Source organism: Herbihabitans rhizosphaerae, from assembly GCF_004216555.1.
Classification (GTDB): Bacteria; Actinomycetota; Actinomycetes; order Mycobacteriales; family Pseudonocardiaceae; genus Herbihabitans; species Herbihabitans rhizosphaerae.
On sequence record NZ_SGWQ01000002.1, the window covers coordinates 300019 to 320650 of the forward strand.

Sequence of the window (20632 nt, forward strand, 5' to 3'; positions counted from 1 at the left end):
ACAGTCTCCCTACGTCGCACGCTAGGCATATCATGTTCGGCTATGAACGTACTATACGGAACCTCATTAGGTGGACGTGCTGATTTCATCGACGCACGGTTCGAGAAGCTGGACGAGCGGTTCCGGTGGTGCGACGGCGACTACAAGGTCGAGCGACTGCACTCCGGCGCGCGCAAGTCGGAAGGGCCTGCCTACTTTCCGGCCGGGCGCTACCTGGTCTGGAGCGACATTCCGAACGACCGGATGCTGCGGTGGGACGAGACCACCGGAGCCGTCGGCGTCTTCCGGCACGGCAGCGGCTACGCCAACGGCAACACCGTCGACCGCCAGGGCCGGCTGATCACCTGCGAGCAGGGCAACCGTCGGGTCACGCGCACCGAGCACGACGGGTCGATCACCGTGCTCGCCGAGCGCTGGCAGGGCAAGCGACTCAACAGCCCCAACGACGTCGTCGTCCGCACCGACGGCTCGATCTGGTTCACCGATCCGTCGTACGGCATCACCGGTGACTACGAGGGCAACGACGCCGAGAGCGAGATCGGCGCGTGCCACGTGTACCGGATCGACCCGTCCACCGGTGAGGTGCGGATCGTCGCCGACGACTTCGTGCGCCCCAACGGCCTGGCCTTCTCCCGCGACGAGCAGCGACTGTACATTGTGGACACTCGTCAGGATCCGAGCCATATCAGGGTTTTCGACGTCACCGAGGACGACGGGCTCGTCGGTGGCGAGATCTTCGGCACCTGCGACAACGGCAAGTTCGACGGCATGCGCGTGGACTCCGTCGGCCGGGTGTGGGCGGCGGCGTGGGACGGCGTGCACTGCTTCGACCCGGACGGCAGCCTGATCGGCAAGCTGCTGCTGCCCGAGTCGGTGGCGAACCTGACCTTCGGCGGCCCGAAGCTCAACCACCTGTTCATCACCGCCGGCGCGTCGGTCTACACGCTGCGTGTCACGTTCAACGGCGCGCGCTACCCCAGTAGGCCGCGTCTGACGGATCCATGGTCGCGGTCTTCGCGCCGAGATCCATCAGACACGACCTGGTCACCGAACTCCTCTCGGCCGGAACTGGATGCTGATCCGAGGACCGACGGGCCTGGCCGTCTTCGGCACGGCGTGCTCCCAGGTGCGCTGACACGAGCCGCCCATGACGATCAGGTCGCCGTGGCCCAGCGCGTACCGCACGACCCGACCACCGCCGCGCGGCCGGAGTAACAACGCGCGGGGGGCGCCGACCGACACGATCGCGACCATCGTGTCCTCGGTGCGGCCGCGGCCGATCGTGTCGCCGTGCCAGGCGACGCTGTCCCGGCCGTCGCGGTAGTAGCACAGGCCGGCCGTGCGGAACGGCTCGCGTAACTCGGCCGCGTAGTGCCGGCTCAGCATCGAGCGCGCGTCAACGAGCACCGGGGCGGGGAGTGGATCGTGCTCGTCGTAGAAGCAGAGCAGGCGCGGAACGTCCACGACTCGCTCGTACATCTGGCGACGTTCCGCGTACCACGGCACGTCGGCGACCAGCCGTTCGAACAGCGCGTCGGCGCCGCGCAGCCAGCCGGGTAAGACGTCGACCCACGCGCCGTCGCCGAGCGTGGTGCGCTCGACGGCGGTCAGCGGGCCGAGTTCGGCCCGGCCCTCGCCGTCCAGGTCGAGCAGCGAGCCCTGCAGTGCGATCGACATGGCGTCACTCTACAACAGATTCGAACGCCTGTTCGAGTGAACCTCAGCCGTAGCTCTTCGGCGGGATCCCGCACGGCGCGCTACCGGTGTCGGCGTCGATCACCAGCTGGCCGTTCTCCCTGGTCACGACCAGCGACCGCTTCTCGGCACTGCCGCCGGTCGCGGTCTTGTGCGTGACGTCGACCGGCACGGTCACCGAGCCGTCCGCGTTCGGGGTCACGCCGTAGGCGTTGCGGGCGCTGACGTCGGTGAACTGCGCGGTACACGAGATGAACGCCTGCTGGCCGCCGACCTGGCTCTGTGCCCGGGAGGACAGCATCGACCAGCGCTTGGCTTGGTCGCTGTGGCTGTTGTAGTAGGCGATCACCAGTCTGCCCGCCTCGGCCCAGTCGATCTTGCCTGCGACCGGCGTCGGCGCGGTCGTCGTCGGCTGAGCGCTGGTCGTCTGAGGTGGCGGTGGCGCCGCCGCCGACGAGGGAGTGCTGGCCGCCGTGGCCGTGCCTGCGTCCTTCTCGCGGGTGAGCAGCACGGCGATCACACCGGCGGCGACGAGCAGCAGAACAGCCGCGATCACCAGAATCCGGCGGTTCGGGCCGGACCTCGGCGGCCGTGCCGGTGCTGCCGGCGCTGGGAAGTTCATCGTGGACGGGCCGACAGCGGGCGCGGGTGCGACCGGGGCGGCTGCTGCAGCGGCGGGTGGCGGCACGGGCCACGCGGCCGGCACCGGTACCTGCGTCTCGGCCGGCAAAGTCTCCAGTAGCGCAGCCGTCTGCGCCATGCTCGGGCGCTCGGTCGGCTCGACGCGCAGCAGCTTGGTGAGCGCGCCGGACAGTTCGCCGGCCCTCGACGGAGGCGTGACCTTGCCGGAGGAGACCGCGTGCAGCAGCCGCAGCGGGTTCGCGTCGGTGCCGAACGGCGGCGCGCCCTCGACCGCGTGGTACAGCGTCGCGCCGAGCGAGAACACGTCCGCGGGGTAACCCGGCTCCTCACCCTTCGCGATCTCCGGCGCCAGGTAGGCCGGCGTGCCGGCGGACAGGCCGGAGTGCGTCACCGTCCCGTCGTCCTGAGCGCGCGAGATGCCGAAGTCGGTCAGCTTCACCGAGCCGTTGTCACCGATCAGGATGTTGCCCGGCTTCACGTCGCGGTGCACAACACCGACCGCGTGCGCGGCGGCCAGCGCGCCCGCGACCTGCGCGCCGATCCCGGCGACCTCACGCGGCGGGAGCGGGCCCCGCTCGGTGAGCACCGCGGACAGGCTTCGCGACGCGAGGTGCTCCATCACCAGGCACGGGTCGCCGTCGTGCTCGACAACGTCGTACATGGACACCGCGTTGCGATGCTGGATTCGCGCCGAGATCCGAGCCTCGCGCATCGCCCGAGCCCGCACCCGATCCGCCTGCTCGTCGGTCAGCCCCGGGCGGATCAACAGTTGCTTCAACGCGACCGTTCTGCCGAGCAGTTCGTCCCGCGCGCGCCATACGACACCCATCGCGCCAGTGCCGATCGACTCCTGCACCCGATAGCGTCCGGCGACCAGTAGCCCCGGTTCGATGAGTCACGTCCCTTCGTCGTTCACCGTCGGCCCCGACTCCGATCGAGGGTAACGGTCGCTGGTTCACCAGCCTCTGGCGCGCCACTCACCGAGCTTGGGCCGTTCGGCCCCGAGCGTGGAGTCGTCGCCGTGACCTGGGTAGAACCACGTGTCGTCCGGGAGCACGTCGAAGATCCGCTGCTCCACGTCGTCGATCAGGGTGGCGAAGTTCTCCTTGGAGCCGAACGTGTTGCCCACTCCACCGGGGAACAGCGAGTCGCCGGTGAACAGGTGCGGGTGGCCGCCCGGATCGCGGTACAGCAGCGCGATCGAGCCGGGTGTGTGGCCGCGCAGGTGGATCGCCTCGAGCTCGCACCGGCCCACCGGCACGGTGTCACCGTGCTCCACGAACCAGTCCGGCGGGACCGGCAGCGGCTCGGCGTCGGCGGCGTGCGCCACGGTGTTCGCGCCGTTCGCGCCGGCGGTCGCGCCGAGCGCCTGCCAGTGGTCCTGGTGCTGGTGCGTGGTGACGATGGTGCGCAGCGTCGGGCGATCCTGGCCGTAGCCGATCAGCTCGGACAACCGCTGCGGGTCGGCCGCCGCGTCGATCAGCAGCGCTTCGCGGCTTTCCTTGCACACCAACAGGTACGCGTTGTTGTCCATCTTCCCGACGGACACCTTGGTGATCGTCAGATGGTCCAGGGTCCTGCGCGTCGCCGCGCCCCCCGGTTCGACATGCCCGGTGTAGTTCTCGACGACGTCCACACGTCAAACGTTATCGCGCGTGCCGTTCAGCGAGCTCACAGGTTGGCCCCCTACGGTGAGGGGGCAACGCACCCCGTGTCCCTTCGATCACTGCGAGCTTGTGACCACCACACCGATGGAGAACGCGCCGCGGTCCGCACGCCGGATCAGCTGGGACCTCCTGCGCGTGCTGGCCGTGTTCGCCGTGGTGCTGCAGCACTTCACCCATCTGGGCCCGATCATCCACCCGGAGTTGGGCGAGTTCCCGGTGAAGCTGCCCTGGATGTTCGGCGCCAGCGCGCTGCTGGTGATCTCCGCGTACTTCGTGTGCGTCACCGTCCGCAAGGGTTCGGCGGGTCGCTGGTGGTGGCGCCGGGTGGCGCGGCTGCTCCCGCCGTACCTGGCGGCCGTGGTGATCACCTACCTGGTGCTGAGCCTGGTCGTGCCGATCTTCAACGACCAGGGTCACACGATGGGGCAGTTCCTCGGCGGGCCGTTCGGCGACGGCGGGGATGCCGAGGTGCCGCCCTGGTACGAGCCGGACGAGCGCGACCTGTGGGTGAACCTGCTGATGGTGCAGGGCTGGTCGCCGACCTACCACTGGATCGACGCGTCGTACTGGACGCTCCCGGTGCAACTGATCGCGTTCACGCTGGCCGCGATGCTCTGGCCGCGCAAGTGGCTGCGCGGCCGCGGGCTGCCGGTGCTGCTGTGGAGCCTGCTGATCGTGCCGCTGGCGCTGCGCTTCACGCTGTACTACGACACCTCGCCGCAGTGGGTGCGGTCGCTGTTCGACGGGCTGGCCCTCAACCGGGTGCACCTGTTCGCCATGGGTATCGCGATCTACCTGTGGTCCAAGCGGCGGATGTCACACCTGCACCTGATCGCGCTGCTGCTGTCCGCGCTGGTGGCGCACGACGCGCACGCGTACTGGACCGACCTCGAGTCGACGGTCGCCGTCGGCATCGCCGTGGTGCTGATCTGCGCGGCGGCTCGCGGTCCCGACTGGCGCGCCGGTCCGCTGCGGTGGCTCGCGCGGCCGATCCAGTGGCTGGCCGGGATCTCGTTCGGCGTCTACCTCGTGCACCAGGAGCTGGGGTACGTGCTGGACCGGCTGCTGGTCGGCGAAGGTCTCGATCCGTGGACGCGGCTGCTCGTGCTGGTCACCGCGTCGGTGCTGGCCGGGTGGCTGCTCACGGTCGCGGTCGAGCGGCCGGTGTTCCGCCTGCTCACCGGCGAGCGCAGGCGGCCGGCGATCCCGCGTCAGCCCCAGGAGGGCAGGACCGGCAGGGTGCCGGTGAGCGCGGTGCCGTCCGCGCGGCCGGTCAGCCACGCGAGCACGTCCGCTCCGGTGCCGCCGACCGAGGCCGAATCGCCGTCGTTCGCCAGGTCCCACACGCGCTGACGGCCGTCCAGGTCGACCTCCAGCCGCAGCGCCGGCAACGTGGTGCGGGCGTCGAGCATCCCGAGCGCGTTGTCGATCACCCGTTCCAGGTGGTCGGCCGGAATGTCGGCGAACGTGACGCCGAGATCGAGATCCACCAGGTGCACCCAGACCTCGAGGTGACGCATGCCCGGCACCCGCCAGGCCGGGAACTGCGTGCCCGAGCGGTGCGCCACGGTGGCGAGCCACTGCGAGCCGGTCATCTCGTGGGCGGCGTTGTCGAACCGCTGAGTCGAGGCGAGCAGGTCCTCGTGCAGGATCTGCGCGAGGCGGTCGGCGCCTTCCTCGATGTCGGCGTCCCGGTCGGCGGCACTGGCGTACATCGGATGCTCCACACCGGTGCGCGCCCAGGTCAGCAGGTTGACCAGCGCGTCGGCGTTGCGGGCCAGATGGGTGATCACGTGCCCTCTGGTCCAGCCGGGCAGGCGGCTCGGCGTGTGGGCGCCGCGGTCGTCGAGGTCCGCGACCGCGTCGTGCAGCGCGGCGTCGGCCACGCGTACGGCGGCCAGGGTCTCGGTTGCCCTGTCCAGCGCGGCCCTGCTCTCGTGGTCGCGCGGCGCGGGTACCGTGTCACCGGTGAGAGTGCGCGGTGACGTGCTTGATCCGGTCATGGCGGCATCCCCGACGTAGTGGTCCATCTGTACCGATTTCGTGTGTGCGGTGAGATCCAGGGTAGGCCGGTTCGGCTACGGAGGGGTAGGGCCCATTCGCCTCTCGGTCGACGGGGGCGTCCGGAATTGTCGGTGGCCGGACATAGCATGGTTCGCGGCTGTGTTCGTCTCGCCAGTTCTCACCTGAAGTACCAGTACCGAAGGGACACCAGTGGCCGATCGTCTCGTGGTTCGCGGCGCCCGCGAGCACAACCTGCGCGGTGTGGACCTCGACCTCCCGCGCGACAGCATGATCGTCTTCACCGGTCTGTCCGGCTCCGGCAAGTCGAGCCTCGCGTTCGACACGATCTTCGCCGAGGGGCAGCGGCGCTACGTCGAGTCGCTGTCCGCGTACGCGCGCCAGTTCCTCGGCCAGATGGACAAGCCGGACGTGGACTTCATCGAGGGTCTGTCGCCCGCGGTCTCCATCGACCAGAAGTCGACTTCGCGCAACCCGCGCTCGACGGTCGGCACGATCACCGAGGTCTACGACTACCTGCGGCTGCTCTACGCGCGCGCCGGCAAGCCGCACTGCCCGCAGTGCGGCGAGGCGATCAGCAAGCAGACCCCGCAGCAGATCGTCGACCAGGTGCTGGCGATGGAGCCGGGCGTCAAGTTCCAGGTGCTCGCGCCGATCGTGCGCGGGCGCAAGGGGGAGTACGTCGACCTGTTCTCCCAGCTCCAGTCGCAGGGTTACTCGCGCGCCCTGGTCGACGGCGCGGTGCACCAGCTCACCGACCCGCCGACGTTGAAGAAGCAGGAGAAGCACGACATCGCGGTCGTGATCGACCGGCTCGCCGTGAAGCCGACCGCCAAGCAGCGGCTGACCGACTCGATCGAGACCGCGCTGCGGCTCGCGGACGGGTTGGTGGAGCTGGACTTCGTCGACCTCGACGAGCACGACCACGGCCGGCGCCGCGGCTTCTCGGAGAACCTGGCCTGCCCGAACGGGCACCCGCTGGCGATCGAGGACCTTGAGCCGCGGTCGTTCTCGTTCAACTCGCCGTACGGCGCGTGCACGATCTGCTCGGGTCTGGGCATCAAGAAGGAGGTCGACCCGGAGCTGGTCGTGCCGGACGACGAGATGTCGCTCGGCGACGGCGCGATCGCACCGTGGGCCGGCGGCCAGACCTCCGACTACTTCACCAGGCTGCTCACCTCGCTCGGGCAGGCCGTCGGATTCCGGATGGACACGCCGTGGCGTCGGCTGCCGGCCAAGGCGCAGAAGGCGGTCCTGCACGGCATCGCCGACCAGGTGCACGTGCGCTACCAGAACCGCTACGGCCGCGAGCGCTCGTACTACGCGAACTACGAGGGCGTGATCCCGTTCCTGGAGCGGCGCCTGGACCAGACCGACTCGGAGTACATGCGCGAGCGGTACGAGGGCTACATGCGCGAGGTGCCGTGCCCCGCGTGCCAGGGCAGCCGCCTCAAGCCGGAGATCCTCGCGGTCACGTTGGCGCACAAGGACAAGGTGGACCGTTCGATCGCGGACGTGTCCTCGCTGTCGATCAGGGAGTGCTCGGATTTCCTGGACGGGCTCAAGCTCGGCAAGCGCGAGTCGATGATCGCCGGCGCGGTGCTCAAGGAGATCCAGGCGCGGCTGCGGTTCCTGCTCGACGTGGGGCTCGACTACCTGTCGCTGGATCGCGCGTCGGCGACCCTGTCCGGCGGCGAGGCGCAGCGGATCCGACTGGCCACCCAGATCGGCTCTGGTCTGGTCGGCGTGCTGTACGTGCTCGACGAGCCGTCGATCGGCCTGCACCAGCGGGACAACCACCGGCTGATCGAGACGCTGACCCGGTTGAAGAACCTGGGCAACACGCTGATCGTGGTGGAGCACGACGAGGACACGATCCGCGCGTCGGACTGGGTGGTGGACATCGGGCCGGGCGCGGGGGAGCACGGCGGCAAGATTGTCCACAGTGGACCGTTCAAGCAGCTGTTGAAGAGCAAGGAGTCGCTCACCGGCGCGTATCTGGCGCGGCGCAAGGAGATTCCGGTTCCCCCGCTGCGCCGGCCGATCAGCCGCAAGCGCCAGCTCACCGTGGTCGGCGCCCGGCAGAACAACCTGCGCGACATCGACGTGTCGTTCCCGCTCGGCTGCCTGGTGTCGGTGACCGGCGTGTCCGGCTCCGGAAAGTCGACCCTGGTCAACGACATCCTGGCGACGGTGCTGGCGAACAAGCTGAACGGCGCGCGGCAGGTGCCGGGCCGGCACACCCGGATTCGCGGGCTCGACCAGGTGGACAAGCTGGTGAAGGTGGACCAGTCGCCGATCGGGCGGACGCCGAGGTCGAACCCGGCGACCTACACCGGGGTGTGGGACCACGTCCGCAAGCTGTTCGCGGCGACCGCCGAGGCGAAGGTGCGCGGCTACCAACCGGGCCGTTTCTCCTTCAACGTCAAGGGAGGCCGCTGCGAGGCGTGCGCCGGCGACGGCACGATCAAGATCGAGATGAACTTCCTGCCCGACGTGTACGTGCCGTGCGAGGTGTGCAAGGGCGCGCGGTACAACCGGGAGACGCTGGAGGTCCACTACAAGGGCAAGACCGTGGCCGAGGTGCTCGACATGCCGATCGAGGAGGCGGCCGAGTTCTTCGAGCCGATCAAGGCGATCCACCGGCACCTCAAGACGCTGGTGGACGTCGGCCTCGGGTACGTGCGGCTCGGTCAGCCGGCGCCGACCCTGTCCGGCGGTGAGGCGCAGCGCGTGAAGCTGGCCTCCGAGCTGCAGAAGCGGTCCACCGGCAAGACCGTGTACATCCTGGACGAGCCGACCACCGGCCTGCACTTCGAGGACATCCGCAAGCTGCTCGGCGTGATCAACGGCTTGGTGGACAAGGGAAACACGGTCATCGTCATCGAGCACAACCTGGACGTGATCAAGACGTCCGACTGGATCGTGGACATGGGGCCGGAGGGCGGTTCCGGCGGTGGCATGGTGATCGCCGAGGGCACGCCGGAGGAACTGCTGGACGTCGAGGCCAGCTACACCGGCCAGTTCCTGCACCACGTGCTGGACTCGCCCACCAAGGCCGCCGTCGGCTGAGTGGCGTGCCGCACCGTGATTGTCGGTGCCTTGTGCGAGACTCAGCGTGACACCAGGAGGCGATGTGACTGCTCTTCCCCAGCCGCCGCATCTGCTGACGGTCGCCGAATTCGCCGCACTCGGCGAGGACGAGACCGTCCGCTATGAGCTGCAGGAAGGCGTTCTCGTCATGTCGCCGAGCCCGGCGCCCGACCACAACATCGCATCGGGCGAGTTGTTCTTCCAGGTGCGACCACAACTGCCGCCCGACCTGCGTGCGATCCAGGACACGGATATAGATCTTGAACTCGTGCCTGCGGACGATCCAGGGTTCGCGCGCAGGCCGGACCTTGCCGTGATCAGGGGCTCGGCGCTTGATCGAGTTCGAAACCAAGGCGGATTGCTCTGCGCTGCCGACGTCGTCCTGGCGGTGGAGATCGTGTCTCCTGGCTCCAAGCGCATGGACTATGTGATCAAGCGCGGGGAGTACGCGGACGCCGGAATCCCGCACTATTGGATCATCGACCTCGGCGAGCCCGCGTCGCTTGCGACCTTCCATCTCGCGGACGAGTTCGGCTACCTCGAGGGTGGCGAGCACTCGGGCACTTTCCGCGCGGTGGAGCCGTTCGAGATCACGATCGACCTCGACGCGCTCAACTGAGCGGCGGGCGCTCCTCGTCGTCGTGGGGCTGGGCGCCGGGGCCGACCTCCTGCACGGCGAACCCGTCGGACGGCGAATCCTGTTGCGGCGCACCGGGTTCCGGTGTCGCCTCGTCCCGCCGGTCACGCAAGTACAGCAGGACGAGCAGAGCGGCCGCGATGGTCAGCACCGTGCAGTAGATCACCAGGCCGGCCGTGTCGTCCTGGCGCACCGGCTCCTCGCCGGGCGCTCCGACGTCGACCCGCACCTTCATCAGCGAGTCACCGATCACGGTGAGGGTGCCGCTGGCCGCGACGGCGATCGCGGTGGTGAACGCGGCTATCTGAGGGAAGTTCGACAGCCGCGGACGGCTGGGCGTGATCGCCGTGGCGACACACACCAGCGCGAGCGGGCCGATCGCGGCGAGAACCTTGCCGAGGGTGTCGCTCGATTTCGTCTGCGTCTCGACGAGCACGACCAGGATGACCGCCAGGCCGACCAGTACGCCCGGCGCGACCAGCGACCGGAAGCGGAACGCGCCGATGATCACGCCGAGGAGTACCGCCACCACGCAGTACACCCAGGTGGCGCTGTCGTCGTCGCGTCCGGACATCGAGAAGGTGCCGACGCCGAACGTGATCAGGAACGGGTACACGGCGGCGATCGTGAGCCCGAGCGCGGTGGCGGCCAGCGCCATGCGCACGCCGGCCGCCGCGGCGAGCACGACTCCGGCCACCAGCATCGCGACCACGGCGATCTTGCCGACTGTGCTCTCGGTGACGGGCTTGTCCGTGCCGAGCACGACCACCGTGGTGAGCAGCGGCAGTAGAAGGGCGACGATCGCGGCGACCGGATTCCCTTGTGGCGCAACCGTTTCCTGGCGCACCGTGAGCAGCGGTGCGACGGTGACGAGCGCCGCCACGACGAGCAGGACCAACGGAATGGCGGGCGTCTCCCAGCGGCCGGCCGGCCCGAGCAGGACCTGTGAGCCGCCGGCTCCGCCGGCCGCCAGCAGTCCCACGATGGGTGCCGCGATCCACCGGCGGTTGGACCGCACGATGTACAGCACCGCGGCGAGCACCCCGACCAGAACCAGCGCGCCGCCGGCCGCCTTCAAGCAGGTCACCACGATCTGGTCGGCGAACGCCGGTTTCTCGCCCCGGAACGAGAACAGTCCTCCGCGCCGGTCCGACGACGGGTGGTCGATGAGGAACCCGACGACGATCGCCACCGCTCCCAGCGGCAACTGCCATCGCCACAGCCGGACGAACAGCAGCGCCACGGCGGTGACGATCGCGCCGACGATGTACACCGGGAGCTGCCAGTCGGCCACGTCGGTCTGCTCGGGGCCGACGACCAGGCCCTGGGCGAACGACTGCGGAGCGCCGATGAAGGCGATGGCCACGGCACCGGCGATGGCTGCCGCCGCGACGGGCAGCGTCGCGGTCGAGTCCTGGCGAGGCGCGGGCGCCTCGATCGATGCGGTCACGACGCGAACCGTAGCGGGCCGCGCCGGACACCGCGGGTGAGTGATCAATCCGTGACACTCGGCTGTTCCGTCGGTGGTTCACGTCACCGACAGCCGGTGTACATCACCGCTCACGAGGCTGGGCTCTCACCGATCAGGGAGGCACCATGGCCAGACTCGGCCGGATCGCGGCGGCGAGCGCCCTCACGCTCGCCGCGGTGTCAACGGTCCTCGGCGGCGTACCGGCGAGCGCGGACGCGCTTCCGGTGGTCCAACCGCGAACCGAGACCGCACCCAACTTCGACGACGACCCTGGCGGCAACGCCGACGCGGACGACCCGGCGATCTGGGTGCACCCCACCAACCCCGACCGCAGTGTCGTGGTCGGCACCCTCAAGAACGGCGGGCTCACCGTCGTCGGACTCAATGGCCGCCAGCTCCAGCACATCGCCGCACCGCCGGCCGGCCGGTTCAACAACGTCGACATCATCCAGGGCGCGCGGTTCGCCGATCGGGTCCTGGACATCGCGGTCGTCACCGACCGCGGCCGCGACCGGCTGCGCGTGTACGGCATCGACCCGCGCGGCGCCGACGCCGGCTCGGCCGTTCTCACCGACATCACCACCGCCTCGCCCCGGCTGCTGTTCAGCGCGTCCGAGGCCGAGGTGGAGGAACAGCGCACCGGCTACGGGACGACGGTGTGGCCGGACCCCGCGGGCGGCGCGCCGTTCGTCGTGGTCAGCCGGCGGCACGAGACCCGACTGGCGGTGTTCCGGATGCGCTCGGACTCGACCGGCAAGATCGGCTACGTGCCCAGCGCTCAGATCGACCTGCCGGCCACGTTCACCGTGGGCGGCGCCGAGTGGACGCCGTGCGCCGAGCCGGGCGAGCGGCCACAGGTCGAGGGCATGGTCGTGGACGGGGTGGCGAACGTGCTCTACGCGGCGCAGGAGGACGTGGGCGTGTGGCGGATTCCGTTGCAGGCAGGCGGATTCGGCACACCGGAGTTGGTCGAGCGGGTGCGCGAGTTCGGCCAGCCGGCCACGTATGACGCCACGAAGGAGGAGTGCGTGCCGACGGGTCCGCCCGCGGCCGAGGCCGGCACCCGGCTGAGCGCCGACGCCGAGGGGTTGACCGTGGCGTACAACGGTGACGGGACCCGCACGCTGGTCGCGTCCAGCCAGGGCGACAGCACGTTCTCCGCGTTCGCGATCACCGACACCGGGATCACCGCGACCGGCCGGTTCCGAGTCGGCCGCGGTTACCGGATCGACGGCGTCCAGCACAGCGACGGCGCCGCAGTCACCACCGCACCGCTCGGGCGGGCGTTCCCGAACGGTCTGCTGGTCGTGCACGACGGGGAGAACACTCCTGCGGTGTCCGACGGCGGTGAGACCCGGCCGAACACCAACTTCAAGTTCGTGCGCTGGGACGAGGTGACCTGCGTGCTCGGCAGCTGACCGGCGCGGAGCCTCAGCATAGCCCGGGCATACTGGCGGCGTGGCTGGACGATTCCCGCATCACTATTCGTTCCGCAGCGAGTGGGATCTCGGCGCGTCCGCGTCGGAGGTGTTCGACGTGCTCGCTGACCTGGGCTCCTACCCGGCGTGGTGGCCGCAGGTCCGCTCGATCCGGCAGGTCGCCGAGGACGCGGCCGAGCTGGTGTGCCGCTCGGTGCTGCCGTACGACCTGGTGTTCCGGGCGAGCCACGAGCGCAAGGACAAGGCGGCGGGCGAGCTGCGCGCCCGGCTGACCGGCGACCTCGACGGGTACGCCGGGTGGACGATCGAGCCGCGCGGGCACGGCACCCGGCTGGTGTTCACCCAGGGCGTCGAGGTCACCAAGCCGCTGCTGCGCCGCCTCGGCCTGATCGCGCGGCCGGCCCTGCTGGTCAACCACGAGCTGATGATGCGCCAGGGGCGGCGTGGACTGCGGACGCTCCTGGCCCCGCCTAGTTAGCCGAGTTCACCGGCAGACCGGCGGGCTCCTCGTCATCGTCCACTGTGGACGGTTCGGTTCCGCTGCCGACGCCCATCACGAGCACACAGGCGACGAGCAGCAACGCGCCCGCGATCAGTGTCGCCTCGCCGCCGTTGAACACGGTGGCCTCGCCGGTCTGGCCGATCTGCGTCAGGTTCAGCGCGTACGCCGTCCCGACCTGGGCGGTCACCGCGAACGCGCCGATCACCGGCGCCGCGACCGACCGTGGGCCGAGTGCGGCGCCGGTGGTGGCGACGCTCGCCGTCACGGCGAACACGGCGAGGCTGAGCAGCACGGCGTACGGCAGGTACGGATCGCCGTCGGACGGCGGTGTGCTGACGCCGACGGTGAAGGCCAGCAGGATCAGTGACAGCAGCGCGCACGCGCCGGCGCCGTACCAGGCGCGCCACCGGTTCAGGCCGGCCGCGCACCCGAGCAGCAGACCGACGAGCGCGAACACCCACATCAGATCGAGGTGCCCGCGCATGCCACCGGCGGCCAGCGCGAACGGGGTGAACAGCCCGACGTTGATCAGCGCGACGGCCGCCGTGCCGACCACCGCGCGGGAGCCGGCGGTAGCCGCCAGACTCACCGCCACGACGAGCAGCGCCACGCCGGCGACGCCGATCGTCACCACCTGGTCGGACTGCCGCAGCACCAGGTCGAGCACGACCGGCAGCGCTGCCGCGACCGAGGCGGCGGCGACGACCAGCCAGGTCGGTGGTTGCCCGACCGTGGCACGGGGGAGTGCTCGGTTGATCACCACCGCGCCGGTCGCGCCGGCCAGGCTGACCGCGGCGAGCACCGTGTGCAGGGTGTCCAGCGAGCCGCCGGTGCCGGTGAACGCGTGCACGAACACGGTCAGGCCGAGCCACGCGACGCCGGCGACCGCACCGGCGAGTGCCCCGCCGATCGGCGGGAAACCGTTGCGACACAACAATGTCGCGGCACCCAGTAGGCCGATGGTGACCAGTGCGGGGGACGCGCCGCCGGTCACGTACACCAGCTCGAGTGGGAGGTCCTCGGTGAACATCGTCGGGTCGATCTCGGTCAGTGTGGCCGGCATGCCGAGCACCGTGCCGGCCACCAGCAGCCACGGCCAGCCTCGGTGTGCGGCGAGGCGCAGCACCACGAGCCCGATCACGGTGGCCACCGCGGCGGACCCGCTGAGGTACCCGAACAGACCGATATCCGATCCGCCCGGCCGGTTCATCCCGGCAAGCCGGTGCACCGCGAGCGCCGAGGACGACGCGTTCACCAACGCGCCGACGGTCGCGGCGGCGAAACACGCCGCGATCACCGCCTGCCGCGAGACTCGACTGTCCACTATGGACTCCACGGCGAGCTCGTCGCCAGGCGAAGACATGGCCGACACCGTACGGAGGTCATGTCAGGTGAATCGAGTCCCGAGGCCCTTTCGTAATGCTCGGGTCACCCGGATGGCGGCTTGCTCGCTTCCCCTTGCTCTTCACCGTGTTCGTCGACCAGCGTCGACTCGTCGAACGGGTCGTCGCCGCGCAGCACGCCGGCCGCCTTCTCGCGATCGAACTCCTTGGTCCAACTGCCGACGAGCACGGTGGCGACCGCGTTGCCGGCGAAGTTGGTCAGCGATCGCGCCTCGGACATGAACCGGTCGATGCCGACGATCAGGCCGACGCCGCCGACCAGGTCCGGCCGGTGCGCCTGGAGCCCGCCGGCCAGCGTGGCCAGCCCGGCTCCGGTGACACCGGCGGCGCCCTTGGAGGCGATGATCATGAACACCAGCAGCGAGATCTGCTCACCGAAACTGAGCGGGCTGTTGGTCGCCTCGGCCACGAACAGTGTCGCCATGGTCAGGTAGATCGCGGTGCCGTCCAGGTTGAACGAGTACCCGGTCGGCACCGTGATGCCGACGACCGGCTTGCTCACGCCGAGGTGCTCCATCTTGGCGATCAGCCGGGGGAGTGCCACCTCGGACGAGGACGCGGACAGGATCAGCAGGAACTCCCGGCCCAGGTAGCGCAGCAGCGTGAAGATGTTGATCTTGGCGACGAACCACAGAATCGGGCCGAGTACGACGAACACGAACAGCAGACAGGTGACGTAGAACCCGACCATGATCACCAGCAGGCCCTGCAGCGCGCTCGCGCCGGTCTGGCCGACCACCGCGGCGATCGCGCCGAACGCGCCGACCGGAGCCGCCCACATCAGCATGGCGAGGATCTTGAACACCAGCCGCTGGATGTGCTCGATGCCGCGCAGGATCGGCTTTCCCTTGTCGCCCAGGCGTTGTAGCGCGAATCCGGTGAGCAGCGCGATGAACAGCGTCTGCAGCACGCTGTCCGCCGTGAACGCCGAGATCATGGTCTTCGGGATGATGCTGAGCAGGAAGTCGACCGTGTTCTGCCCGCCCTTGGCCTCCGCCTGGCCCGCCTTCTCGGTGTCCTTGTCGACCGAGAGGCCCTCGCCGGGGTGCAGGATGTTGCCGACGATCAGGCCGATCACCAGCGCCACGGTGGACATGATCAGGAAGTAGCCGATCGCCAGCCCGCCGACCTTGCCCACCTTGGCGGCCTTGGCCACCGAACCGACGCCGAGCACGATCGTGCAGAAGATGATCGGGCTGATCATCATCTTGATCAGGTTCACGAACGCGGTGCCGATCGGCTTGAGGCCCTTGGCGAACTCGGGTGCGAGGAGCCCGACCGCGATGCCGATCGCGACCGCGACGATGACCGCGATGTACAGGTAGTGCGTTCGGTCCTTACGGGGCGGCCGCACCTCCGGATAGGTCACGGTTACCTCCTCGGCTGTGGTGTGGGGCACACCGTAGCGAGAAGTTGACCAACTGGGGACCCCTACCGTGCACCGTCCACAAGAGACCGGAGGGTACGCCGGCCGAGCTCCTCGAACGGCCGGTCACCGACCTGGTGCGACCAGGCGACCGTGCTGAGCGCGTCGATCGCACAGAGCCCGTCGAGCAGCCGCCACTCGGTGGAGGTCAGCGCGCGGCCGTAGCCGTCGAGCACGGCGTCCAGGAGATCGGTGCCCTGGTCGAGGTCCCGTGTGCGCAGCCGGGCCAGGTCGTGCGCGGGGACCCGGAGCTCGGTGCGGGCGAAGTCGATCAGCCGGAGCGTGCCGTCGTCGTCCAGCACCGCGTTGCGCAGAGTGAGATCGCCGTGCGTGGGCACCACCTCGACGGGCCCGAGTTCGCGCAGGTCGGCCATCACCGCGTGCGCGAAGTCGATCTCGCGCGGCTCGAGCAGCGCGCGGGCCGGCGCGGTCCACCGGTCCAGGCCGGCGGCGACCCGGTCGAGGTAGCCGGCGTCGGTGGCCGGGGGAGCGCCGTCGTGCAGCCGCCGCGCCAGTGCGCCGAGTTGGCGGTGGACCGCGTCGTCGGTGACGTCGAGCGCGAGCCGGCCGGGGACGGCGGTGACCAGGAGCGCGGCCAGTTCGTCGTCGGTCGCGACCAACGACGGCGCCAGACCGTCCAAATTGAACAGCCAGTGCCGGTAGGCGTGCGTCTCCTGCTCGAAGTGGTGGCGCTTGGCCGGCGCCTTGGCGAACCAGCGGCCACCCTCGCCGGCGAGCTCCAGCACAACGGCGCCGCCGTGGTCCCACGAGTGGTCGGCGACCACCTCGCACGGGCCTGTCGCGCGGCGCGCGAACGCGGCCAGCGTGCCGAAATCCGTTGGCACGCCTAGAAAACTGGGCCGGTGTACTTCTCGCCGGGCCCGGCACCTGGCGCGTCCGGCACCGCGGACTCCTCGCGGAACGCACGCTGCAGCGACTGCAGGCCGTCCTTGATCGGCGCGGCGTGCGGGCCGAGGTACTCTCCGCCCGCGGTCACCAGGCCGGCGAGCGCGGTGATCAGCCGGCGGGCCTCGTCGAGGTCGCGGTGGTCGCCCGACTCGGACAGGCCCAGCCGTTCGGCGGCGGCGGACATGAGCATCAGCGCCGCCCGGCTGATCACCTCGACGCTGGGGATCGCGCCGAGATCGCGGACGTCGGCGCCGGTCTGGGGGTCGTTCACGGTCTGCTACCCTGTCATGTGCGACCAGCCCCCGTCCGTACGGGGGCCGCAAGTGGAGCCCCGCTCCCACCCGAGTAGCGATTCAGTACTCAGCTTCCGGGTCCGGTCCCGTGATCGTGGTTCGCCGTGGTCGCGGAGTCCCAGCATCACGCTGGGCCGGTATGGACGAGGGCCCCTTCGCCACTGTGGCGACAGGGGCTCGAGCCATGTCGGAGACCTTTTGGGGCATTGCTCGTGGCGGGTCGCCGCAGGCGAACAACCTCGGACCGAGGAGGCCCCATCAGCTCCGAGACACGTATTAACGACCGCATCCGGGTGCCGGAGGTCCGACTTGTCGGACCAAACGGTGAGCAGGTCGGAATCGTCCGCATCGAGGACGCGCTCCGATTGGCCCAGGAGGCGGATCTAGACCTCGTCGAGGTCGCCCCCCAGGCACGGCCCCCGGTGTGCAAGCTCATGGACTTCGGCAAGTTCAAGTACGAGAGCGCGCAGAAGGCCAGGGAGTCCCGGCGTAACCAGGTACTCACCGTCATCAAGGAGCAGAAGCTCCGGCCGAAGATCGATTCCCACGACTACGAGACCAAGAAGCGCAACGTCGTTCGCTTCCTCGAGCACGGGAACAAGGTCAAGGTGACGATCATGTTCCGAGGCCGCGAGCAGTCCCGGCCGGAGCTCGGTTTCCGGCTGCTGCAGCGATTGGCGGACGACGTGGCCGAACTCGGCTTCGTCGAGTCCTCGCCGAAGCAGGACGGCCGCAACATGATCATGGTGCTGGCGCCGCACAAGAACGTGAAGCCGAAGGCCAAGGCGACGACACCGACGGGTGACTCCACGGAGTAACCATCCTGGCCGGGGAGATCCGGCCGACCAGAGATGCCCCGCCGCCGAGCCGGCGGCGGGACGATGATGAGGGACGAACATGCCGAAGAACAAGAGCCACAGCGGGATCCGCAAGCGCGTCAGGATCACCGGCAAGGGCAAGCTGCGCCGCGAGATGGCCGGCACACGGCACAACCTGGAGAAGAAGCCCTCCACGCTGACCCGCCGTCTCGCCGGCACCACCGAGGTGGCCCCCGCGGACGTGCGCCGCGTCAAGAAGCTGCTCGGCCGCTGATACCAGACACTGACCACCAGGGCGGCCGGGACGATCCCCAGCCCCCATGAGATCGACAGGACGGACCCGTGGCACGCGTCAAGCGGGCGGTCAACGCCCACAAGAAGCGCCGCACAACTCTCGAGTCGGCCAGCGGTTACCGCGGCCAGCGTTCGCGGCTGTACCGCAAGGCGAAGGAGCAGATGCTCCACTCGCTCAACTACGCCTACCGGGACCGCCGGGCCCGCAAGGGTGACTTCCGCAAGCTGTGGATCCAGCGGATCAACGCGGGCGCGCGGCAGAACGGCCTGACCTACAACCGGTTCATCCAAGGCCTGAAGGCCGCCGGTGTCGAGGTCGACCGGAAGATCCTCGCCGAGCTGGCGGTGTCCGACCCGACCGCGTTCGCGGCGCTGGTCGAGATCGCCAAGAAGAACGCGCCGGTCCAGGGCGCGCTCGCCAAGGGCGAGGCCTGAGCAACACCACGCGACCCGGGGAGGGTCCACTCTTCACCGAGCGGACACCCCGGGTCGTCGCTGCCCGGCACCTGACCCGCCGCGCCGGCAGGGACAAGGCGCGGCGGTTCCTCGCCGAGGGCGCACAGGCCGTGCGCGAGGCGCTGGCCTGGGCGGCGGCCGGGCGTGGCACCGTGCACGAGCTGTTCGTCGGCGAGTCCACCGAGGACCGTCACGCCGAGCTGATCGACGCGGCACGCGAGACCGGCGTGCGGGTATCGCCGCTGACCGACAAGGCCGTCGCGAGCCTGTCGGAAACCGTGACACCGCAAGGAATCGTGGCTGTCTGCGACCTCGTCGAGGTGCCGCTGGCCGACGCGCTGGACGGCCGGCCGAAGCTGGTCACCGTGCTCGCCGGGATCTCCGATCCGGGCAACGCGGGCACCGTCACCCGGGTCGCCGACGCGGCCGGTGCGGACGCGGTGATCTTCGCCGGCGGCACGGTCGACCCGCACAACGGCAAGGCGGTTCGCGCCTCGGCCGGCAGTGTCTTCCACCTGCCCGTCGCCCGAGTGTCCACTGTGGACGAAGCGCTGGTCGCCTGTCGCGCCGCCGGGCTTCGGGTGGTCGCCGCCGACGGGTATGCCGAGGCCGACGTGGACGGTGCGGCCGACAACGGCGAGTTGGACGGCCCCACCGCGTGGGTGTTCGGCAGCGAGGCGCACGGGCTGGATGCCGAGGTGCTGGCCGCGGTGGACGCGTCGCTGCGGGTGCCGATCCACGGCGCGGCGGAGAGCCTCAACCTGGCGACGGCCGCGGCGGTCTGCCTGTACGCGAGCGCCCGGCGCCACCGGATCGGCTGAATTCCGCGGTTTCGCCGCCGGAATGTGACCTCGGTGCCTGCCGCCCGCAGTAGGGTGCGCCATCACTGTTCGCATGGGGAGGACAACGATGGGCCGGTTCGCGCGTTCGTGGCAGCTGTTCAAGGCGTCCTGGGCGGTATTGCGGTCACGCAAGGAGCTGGCGGTGTTCCCGGTGCTGTCCGGGGTCGCGAGCGTGGTCGTCGCGGTGGCGTTCCTCGCGCCGGCCGCGGCGGTGTCCTGGTCGGAGATGGACAACAACGGCGGCGTGAAGCCGCTGTCCTACGTGCTGCTGGGGCTGTTCTACCTGGTGTCGGCGTACGTCACGATCTTCTTCAACGCCGCATTGATCTCGCAGGCGAACATCGCGCTGTCCGGCGGCGACCCGAGCGTCAAGGGCGGTCTCAAGGTGGCGGGAGAGAACTGGCTGCGGATCCTGCCGTGGGCGGTGATCTCGGCCACCGTGTCGGTGATCCTGCGCGCGATCGAGGAGCGGCTCGGCTTCCTCGGCCGGTTCATCGTCGGCCTGGTCGGGCTCGCCTGGCAGCTCGTCACGTTCCTGGTGCTGCCGGTGTTGGTGCTGGAGCGGGTCGGCGTGAAGCAGGGGCTGAGCCGGTCGGCGGAGATGTTCAAGGGCACCTGGGGCGAGAACGTGGTCGGCAACGCCGGCCTCGGCATCCTCGGCTTCCTGCTGACCCTGCCCGGCGTCGCGCTGATCGCCCTGGGCGTGTCCGCCGGCGGTGCCACGGCGCTCGCCTGCCTGATCGTCGCGGTGGTGTGGTTCCTCGTGGTGGCGATCGTGATGACCGCGCTGACCGGCATCTACCAGACCGCGCTTTACCGGTTCGCGGCCGACGGCGCCACCCCACCCGCGTTCGAGCAGGCCGACCTGTCACACATGTTCGCCTCGAAACGGTGATCCCAGCGGCGACAGAGTGAACGCGGCGCGGAGGCATCCCATAAGATCGAGGCCGCGTCCGACGGACATGCCTGCGCCGGCTCAGTGGACTGGTGCACACCCATCACCCAAGAGGCCATGAGGAGTTG

Annotated in this window: 18 protein-coding genes and 2 pseudogenes; 11 read left to right on the forward strand and 9 right to left on the reverse strand. The window is 69.8% G+C overall.

Annotated elements, in window-relative coordinates; all coding sequences use genetic code 11:
• Nucleotides 1-42 precede the first annotated feature (42 nt).
• Nucleotides 43-978 (forward strand): annotated as a pseudogene (locus EV193_RS06925) (SMP-30/gluconolactonase/LRE family protein); the annotation flags it as partial.
• Between the two features lie 66 nt (nucleotides 979-1044).
• Here EV193_RS06925 and EV193_RS06930 read toward each other — a convergent pair.
• From EV193_RS06930 to EV193_RS06940, 3 genes are all read right to left on the reverse strand, one after another.
• Nucleotides 1045-1677: an alpha-ketoglutarate-dependent dioxygenase AlkB gene (locus tag EV193_RS06930; protein WP_130343170.1), complete on the reverse strand. Its 633-nt coding sequence runs from the start codon at nucleotides 1675-1677 to the stop codon at nucleotides 1045-1047.
• 43 nt (nucleotides 1678-1720) lie between these two features.
• Complete coding sequence (locus EV193_RS06935; RefSeq protein WP_130343171.1) at nucleotides 1721-3166, reverse strand: serine/threonine-protein kinase; 1446 nt, start codon at nucleotides 3164-3166, stop codon at nucleotides 1721-1723.
• 126 nt (nucleotides 3167-3292) lie between these two features.
• Nucleotides 3293-3973, reverse strand: a complete 681-nt coding sequence (locus EV193_RS06940) for an MBL fold metallo-hydrolase (protein WP_130343172.1) — start codon at nucleotides 3971-3973, stop codon at nucleotides 3293-3295.
• Between the two features lie 100 nt (nucleotides 3974-4073).
• On the opposite strand from EV193_RS06940, the gene EV193_RS06945 reads away from it, so the two are divergent.
• Entirely contained in the window at nucleotides 4074-5357 is a 1284-nt protein-coding gene (locus tag EV193_RS06945) for an acyltransferase family protein (RefSeq protein WP_242613186.1), read from the forward strand.
• On the opposite strand, the pseudogene EV193_RS06950 reads toward EV193_RS06945, so the two are convergent.
• A pseudogene (locus EV193_RS06950) lies at nucleotides 5288-6034 on the reverse strand (maleylpyruvate isomerase N-terminal domain-containing protein); the annotation flags it as partial. The gene EV193_RS06945 and the pseudogene EV193_RS06950 overlap by 70 nt on opposite strands.
• A gap of 184 nt (nucleotides 6035-6218) precedes the next feature.
• Between EV193_RS06950 and uvrA the strand changes: the two are divergent.
• Nucleotides 6219-9098 carry an excinuclease ABC subunit UvrA gene (uvrA, locus tag EV193_RS06955; RefSeq protein ID WP_130343174.1) on the forward strand — a complete coding sequence of 960 codons (2880 nt, stop codon included), beginning with the start codon at nucleotides 6219-6221 and terminating at the stop codon, nucleotides 9096-9098.
• A 64-nt stretch (nucleotides 9099-9162) separates the two neighbouring features.
• A complete protein-coding gene (locus tag EV193_RS06960; RefSeq protein WP_130343175.1) occupies nucleotides 9163-9738 on the forward strand; it encodes a Uma2 family endonuclease in 576 nt (191 codons plus the stop codon).
• On the opposite strand, the gene EV193_RS06965 is transcribed toward EV193_RS06960, so the two are convergent.
• Entirely contained in the window at nucleotides 9731-11206 is a 1476-nt protein-coding gene (locus EV193_RS06965; protein ID WP_130343176.1) for a hypothetical protein, read from the reverse strand. The two genes, EV193_RS06960 and EV193_RS06965, sit on opposite strands and share 8 nt — an antisense overlap.
• Before the next feature lie 146 nt (nucleotides 11207-11352).
• Between EV193_RS06965 and EV193_RS06970 the strand changes: the two genes are divergently transcribed.
• Nucleotides 11353-12645 carry a phytase gene (locus tag EV193_RS06970; RefSeq protein ID WP_130343177.1) on the forward strand — a complete coding sequence of 431 codons (1293 nt, stop codon included), beginning with the start codon at nucleotides 11353-11355 and terminating at the stop codon, nucleotides 12643-12645.
• 40 nt (nucleotides 12646-12685) lie between these two features.
• Nucleotides 12686-13144, forward strand: a complete 459-nt coding sequence (locus EV193_RS06975; RefSeq protein WP_130343178.1) for an SRPBCC family protein — start codon at nucleotides 12686-12688, stop codon at nucleotides 13142-13144.
• Here the strand turns inward: EV193_RS06975 and EV193_RS06980 are convergent.
• The 4 genes from EV193_RS06980 to EV193_RS06995 all read right to left on the reverse strand — a co-directional run bounded on the left by EV193_RS06980 (nucleotide 13137) and on the right by EV193_RS06995 (nucleotide 17177).
• The gene (locus tag EV193_RS06980) at nucleotides 13137-14531 is read right to left on the reverse strand and encodes a hypothetical protein (RefSeq protein ID WP_130343179.1); all 1395 of its coding nucleotides are present in this window, start codon (nucleotides 14529-14531) and stop codon (nucleotides 13137-13139) included. The genes EV193_RS06975 and EV193_RS06980 overlap by 8 nt on opposite strands.
• Before the next feature lie 65 nt (nucleotides 14532-14596).
• Nucleotides 14597-15940, reverse strand: a complete 1344-nt coding sequence (locus tag EV193_RS06985; protein WP_242613187.1) for a cation:dicarboxylate symporter family transporter — start codon at nucleotides 15938-15940, stop codon at nucleotides 14597-14599.
• A gap of 62 nt (nucleotides 15941-16002) precedes the next feature.
• Entirely contained in the window at nucleotides 16003-16842 is an 840-nt protein-coding gene (locus EV193_RS06990; RefSeq protein WP_130343180.1) for an aminoglycoside phosphotransferase/kinase family protein, read from the reverse strand.
• A 2-nt stretch (nucleotides 16843-16844) separates the two neighbouring features.
• On the reverse strand, nucleotides 16845-17177 hold the full coding sequence (locus tag EV193_RS06995) for a DUF1844 domain-containing protein (RefSeq protein WP_130343181.1): 333 nt from the start codon (nucleotides 17175-17177) through the stop codon (nucleotides 16845-16847).
• A 228-nt stretch (nucleotides 17178-17405) separates the two neighbouring features.
• Here EV193_RS06995 and infC point away from each other — a divergent pair, with 228 nt between their 5' ends.
• From infC to EV193_RS33190, 5 genes are all read left to right on the forward strand, one after another.
• Nucleotides 17406-18017, forward strand: a complete 612-nt coding sequence (gene infC, locus EV193_RS07000; protein ID WP_130343182.1) for a translation initiation factor IF-3 — start codon at nucleotides 17406-17408, stop codon at nucleotides 18015-18017.
• A gap of 79 nt (nucleotides 18018-18096) precedes the next feature.
• A complete protein-coding gene (gene rpmI / locus EV193_RS07005) occupies nucleotides 18097-18291 on the forward strand; it encodes a 50S ribosomal protein L35 (protein WP_130343183.1) in 195 nt (64 codons plus the stop codon).
• A gap of 68 nt (nucleotides 18292-18359) precedes the next feature.
• A complete protein-coding gene (gene rplT, locus EV193_RS07010; protein WP_130343184.1) occupies nucleotides 18360-18746 on the forward strand; it encodes a 50S ribosomal protein L20 in 387 nt (128 codons plus the stop codon).
• On the forward strand, nucleotides 18743-19588 hold the full coding sequence (locus EV193_RS07015) for a TrmH family RNA methyltransferase (protein WP_130343640.1): 846 nt from the start codon (nucleotides 18743-18745) through the stop codon (nucleotides 19586-19588). The genes rplT and EV193_RS07015 overlap by 4 nt, the downstream gene beginning before the upstream one ends.
• An 88-nt stretch (nucleotides 19589-19676) precedes the next feature.
• On the forward strand, nucleotides 19677-20504 hold the full coding sequence (locus EV193_RS33190; RefSeq protein WP_165401273.1) for a DUF6159 family protein: 828 nt from the start codon (nucleotides 19677-19679) through the stop codon (nucleotides 20502-20504).
• Nucleotides 20505-20632 lie beyond the last annotated feature (128 nt).

What these genes read in the sequence shown, in the direction of transcription:
- EV193_RS06930 (WP_130343170.1), bottom strand. Translation starts at nt 1,677, where the DNA reads ATGTCGATCGCACTGCAGGGCTCGCTGCTCGACCTGGACGGCGAGGGC.
- EV193_RS06935 (WP_130343171.1), bottom strand. Translation starts at nt 3,166, where the DNA reads ATGGGTGTCGTATGGCGCGCGCGGGACGAACTGCTCGGCAGAACGGTC.
- EV193_RS06970 (WP_130343177.1), top strand. Translation starts at nt 11,353, where the DNA reads ATGGCCAGACTCGGCCGGATCGCGGCGGCGAGCGCCCTCACGCTCGCC.
- EV193_RS06980 (WP_130343179.1), bottom strand. Translation starts at nt 14,531, where the DNA reads ATGTCTTCGCCTGGCGACGAGCTCGCCGTGGAGTCCATAGTGGACAGT.
- rpmI (WP_130343183.1), top strand. Translation starts at nt 18,097, where the DNA reads ATGCCGAAGAACAAGAGCCACAGCGGGATCCGCAAGCGCGTCAGGATC.
- EV193_RS33190 (WP_165401273.1), top strand. Translation starts at nt 19,677, where the DNA reads ATGGGCCGGTTCGCGCGTTCGTGGCAGCTGTTCAAGGCGTCCTGGGCG.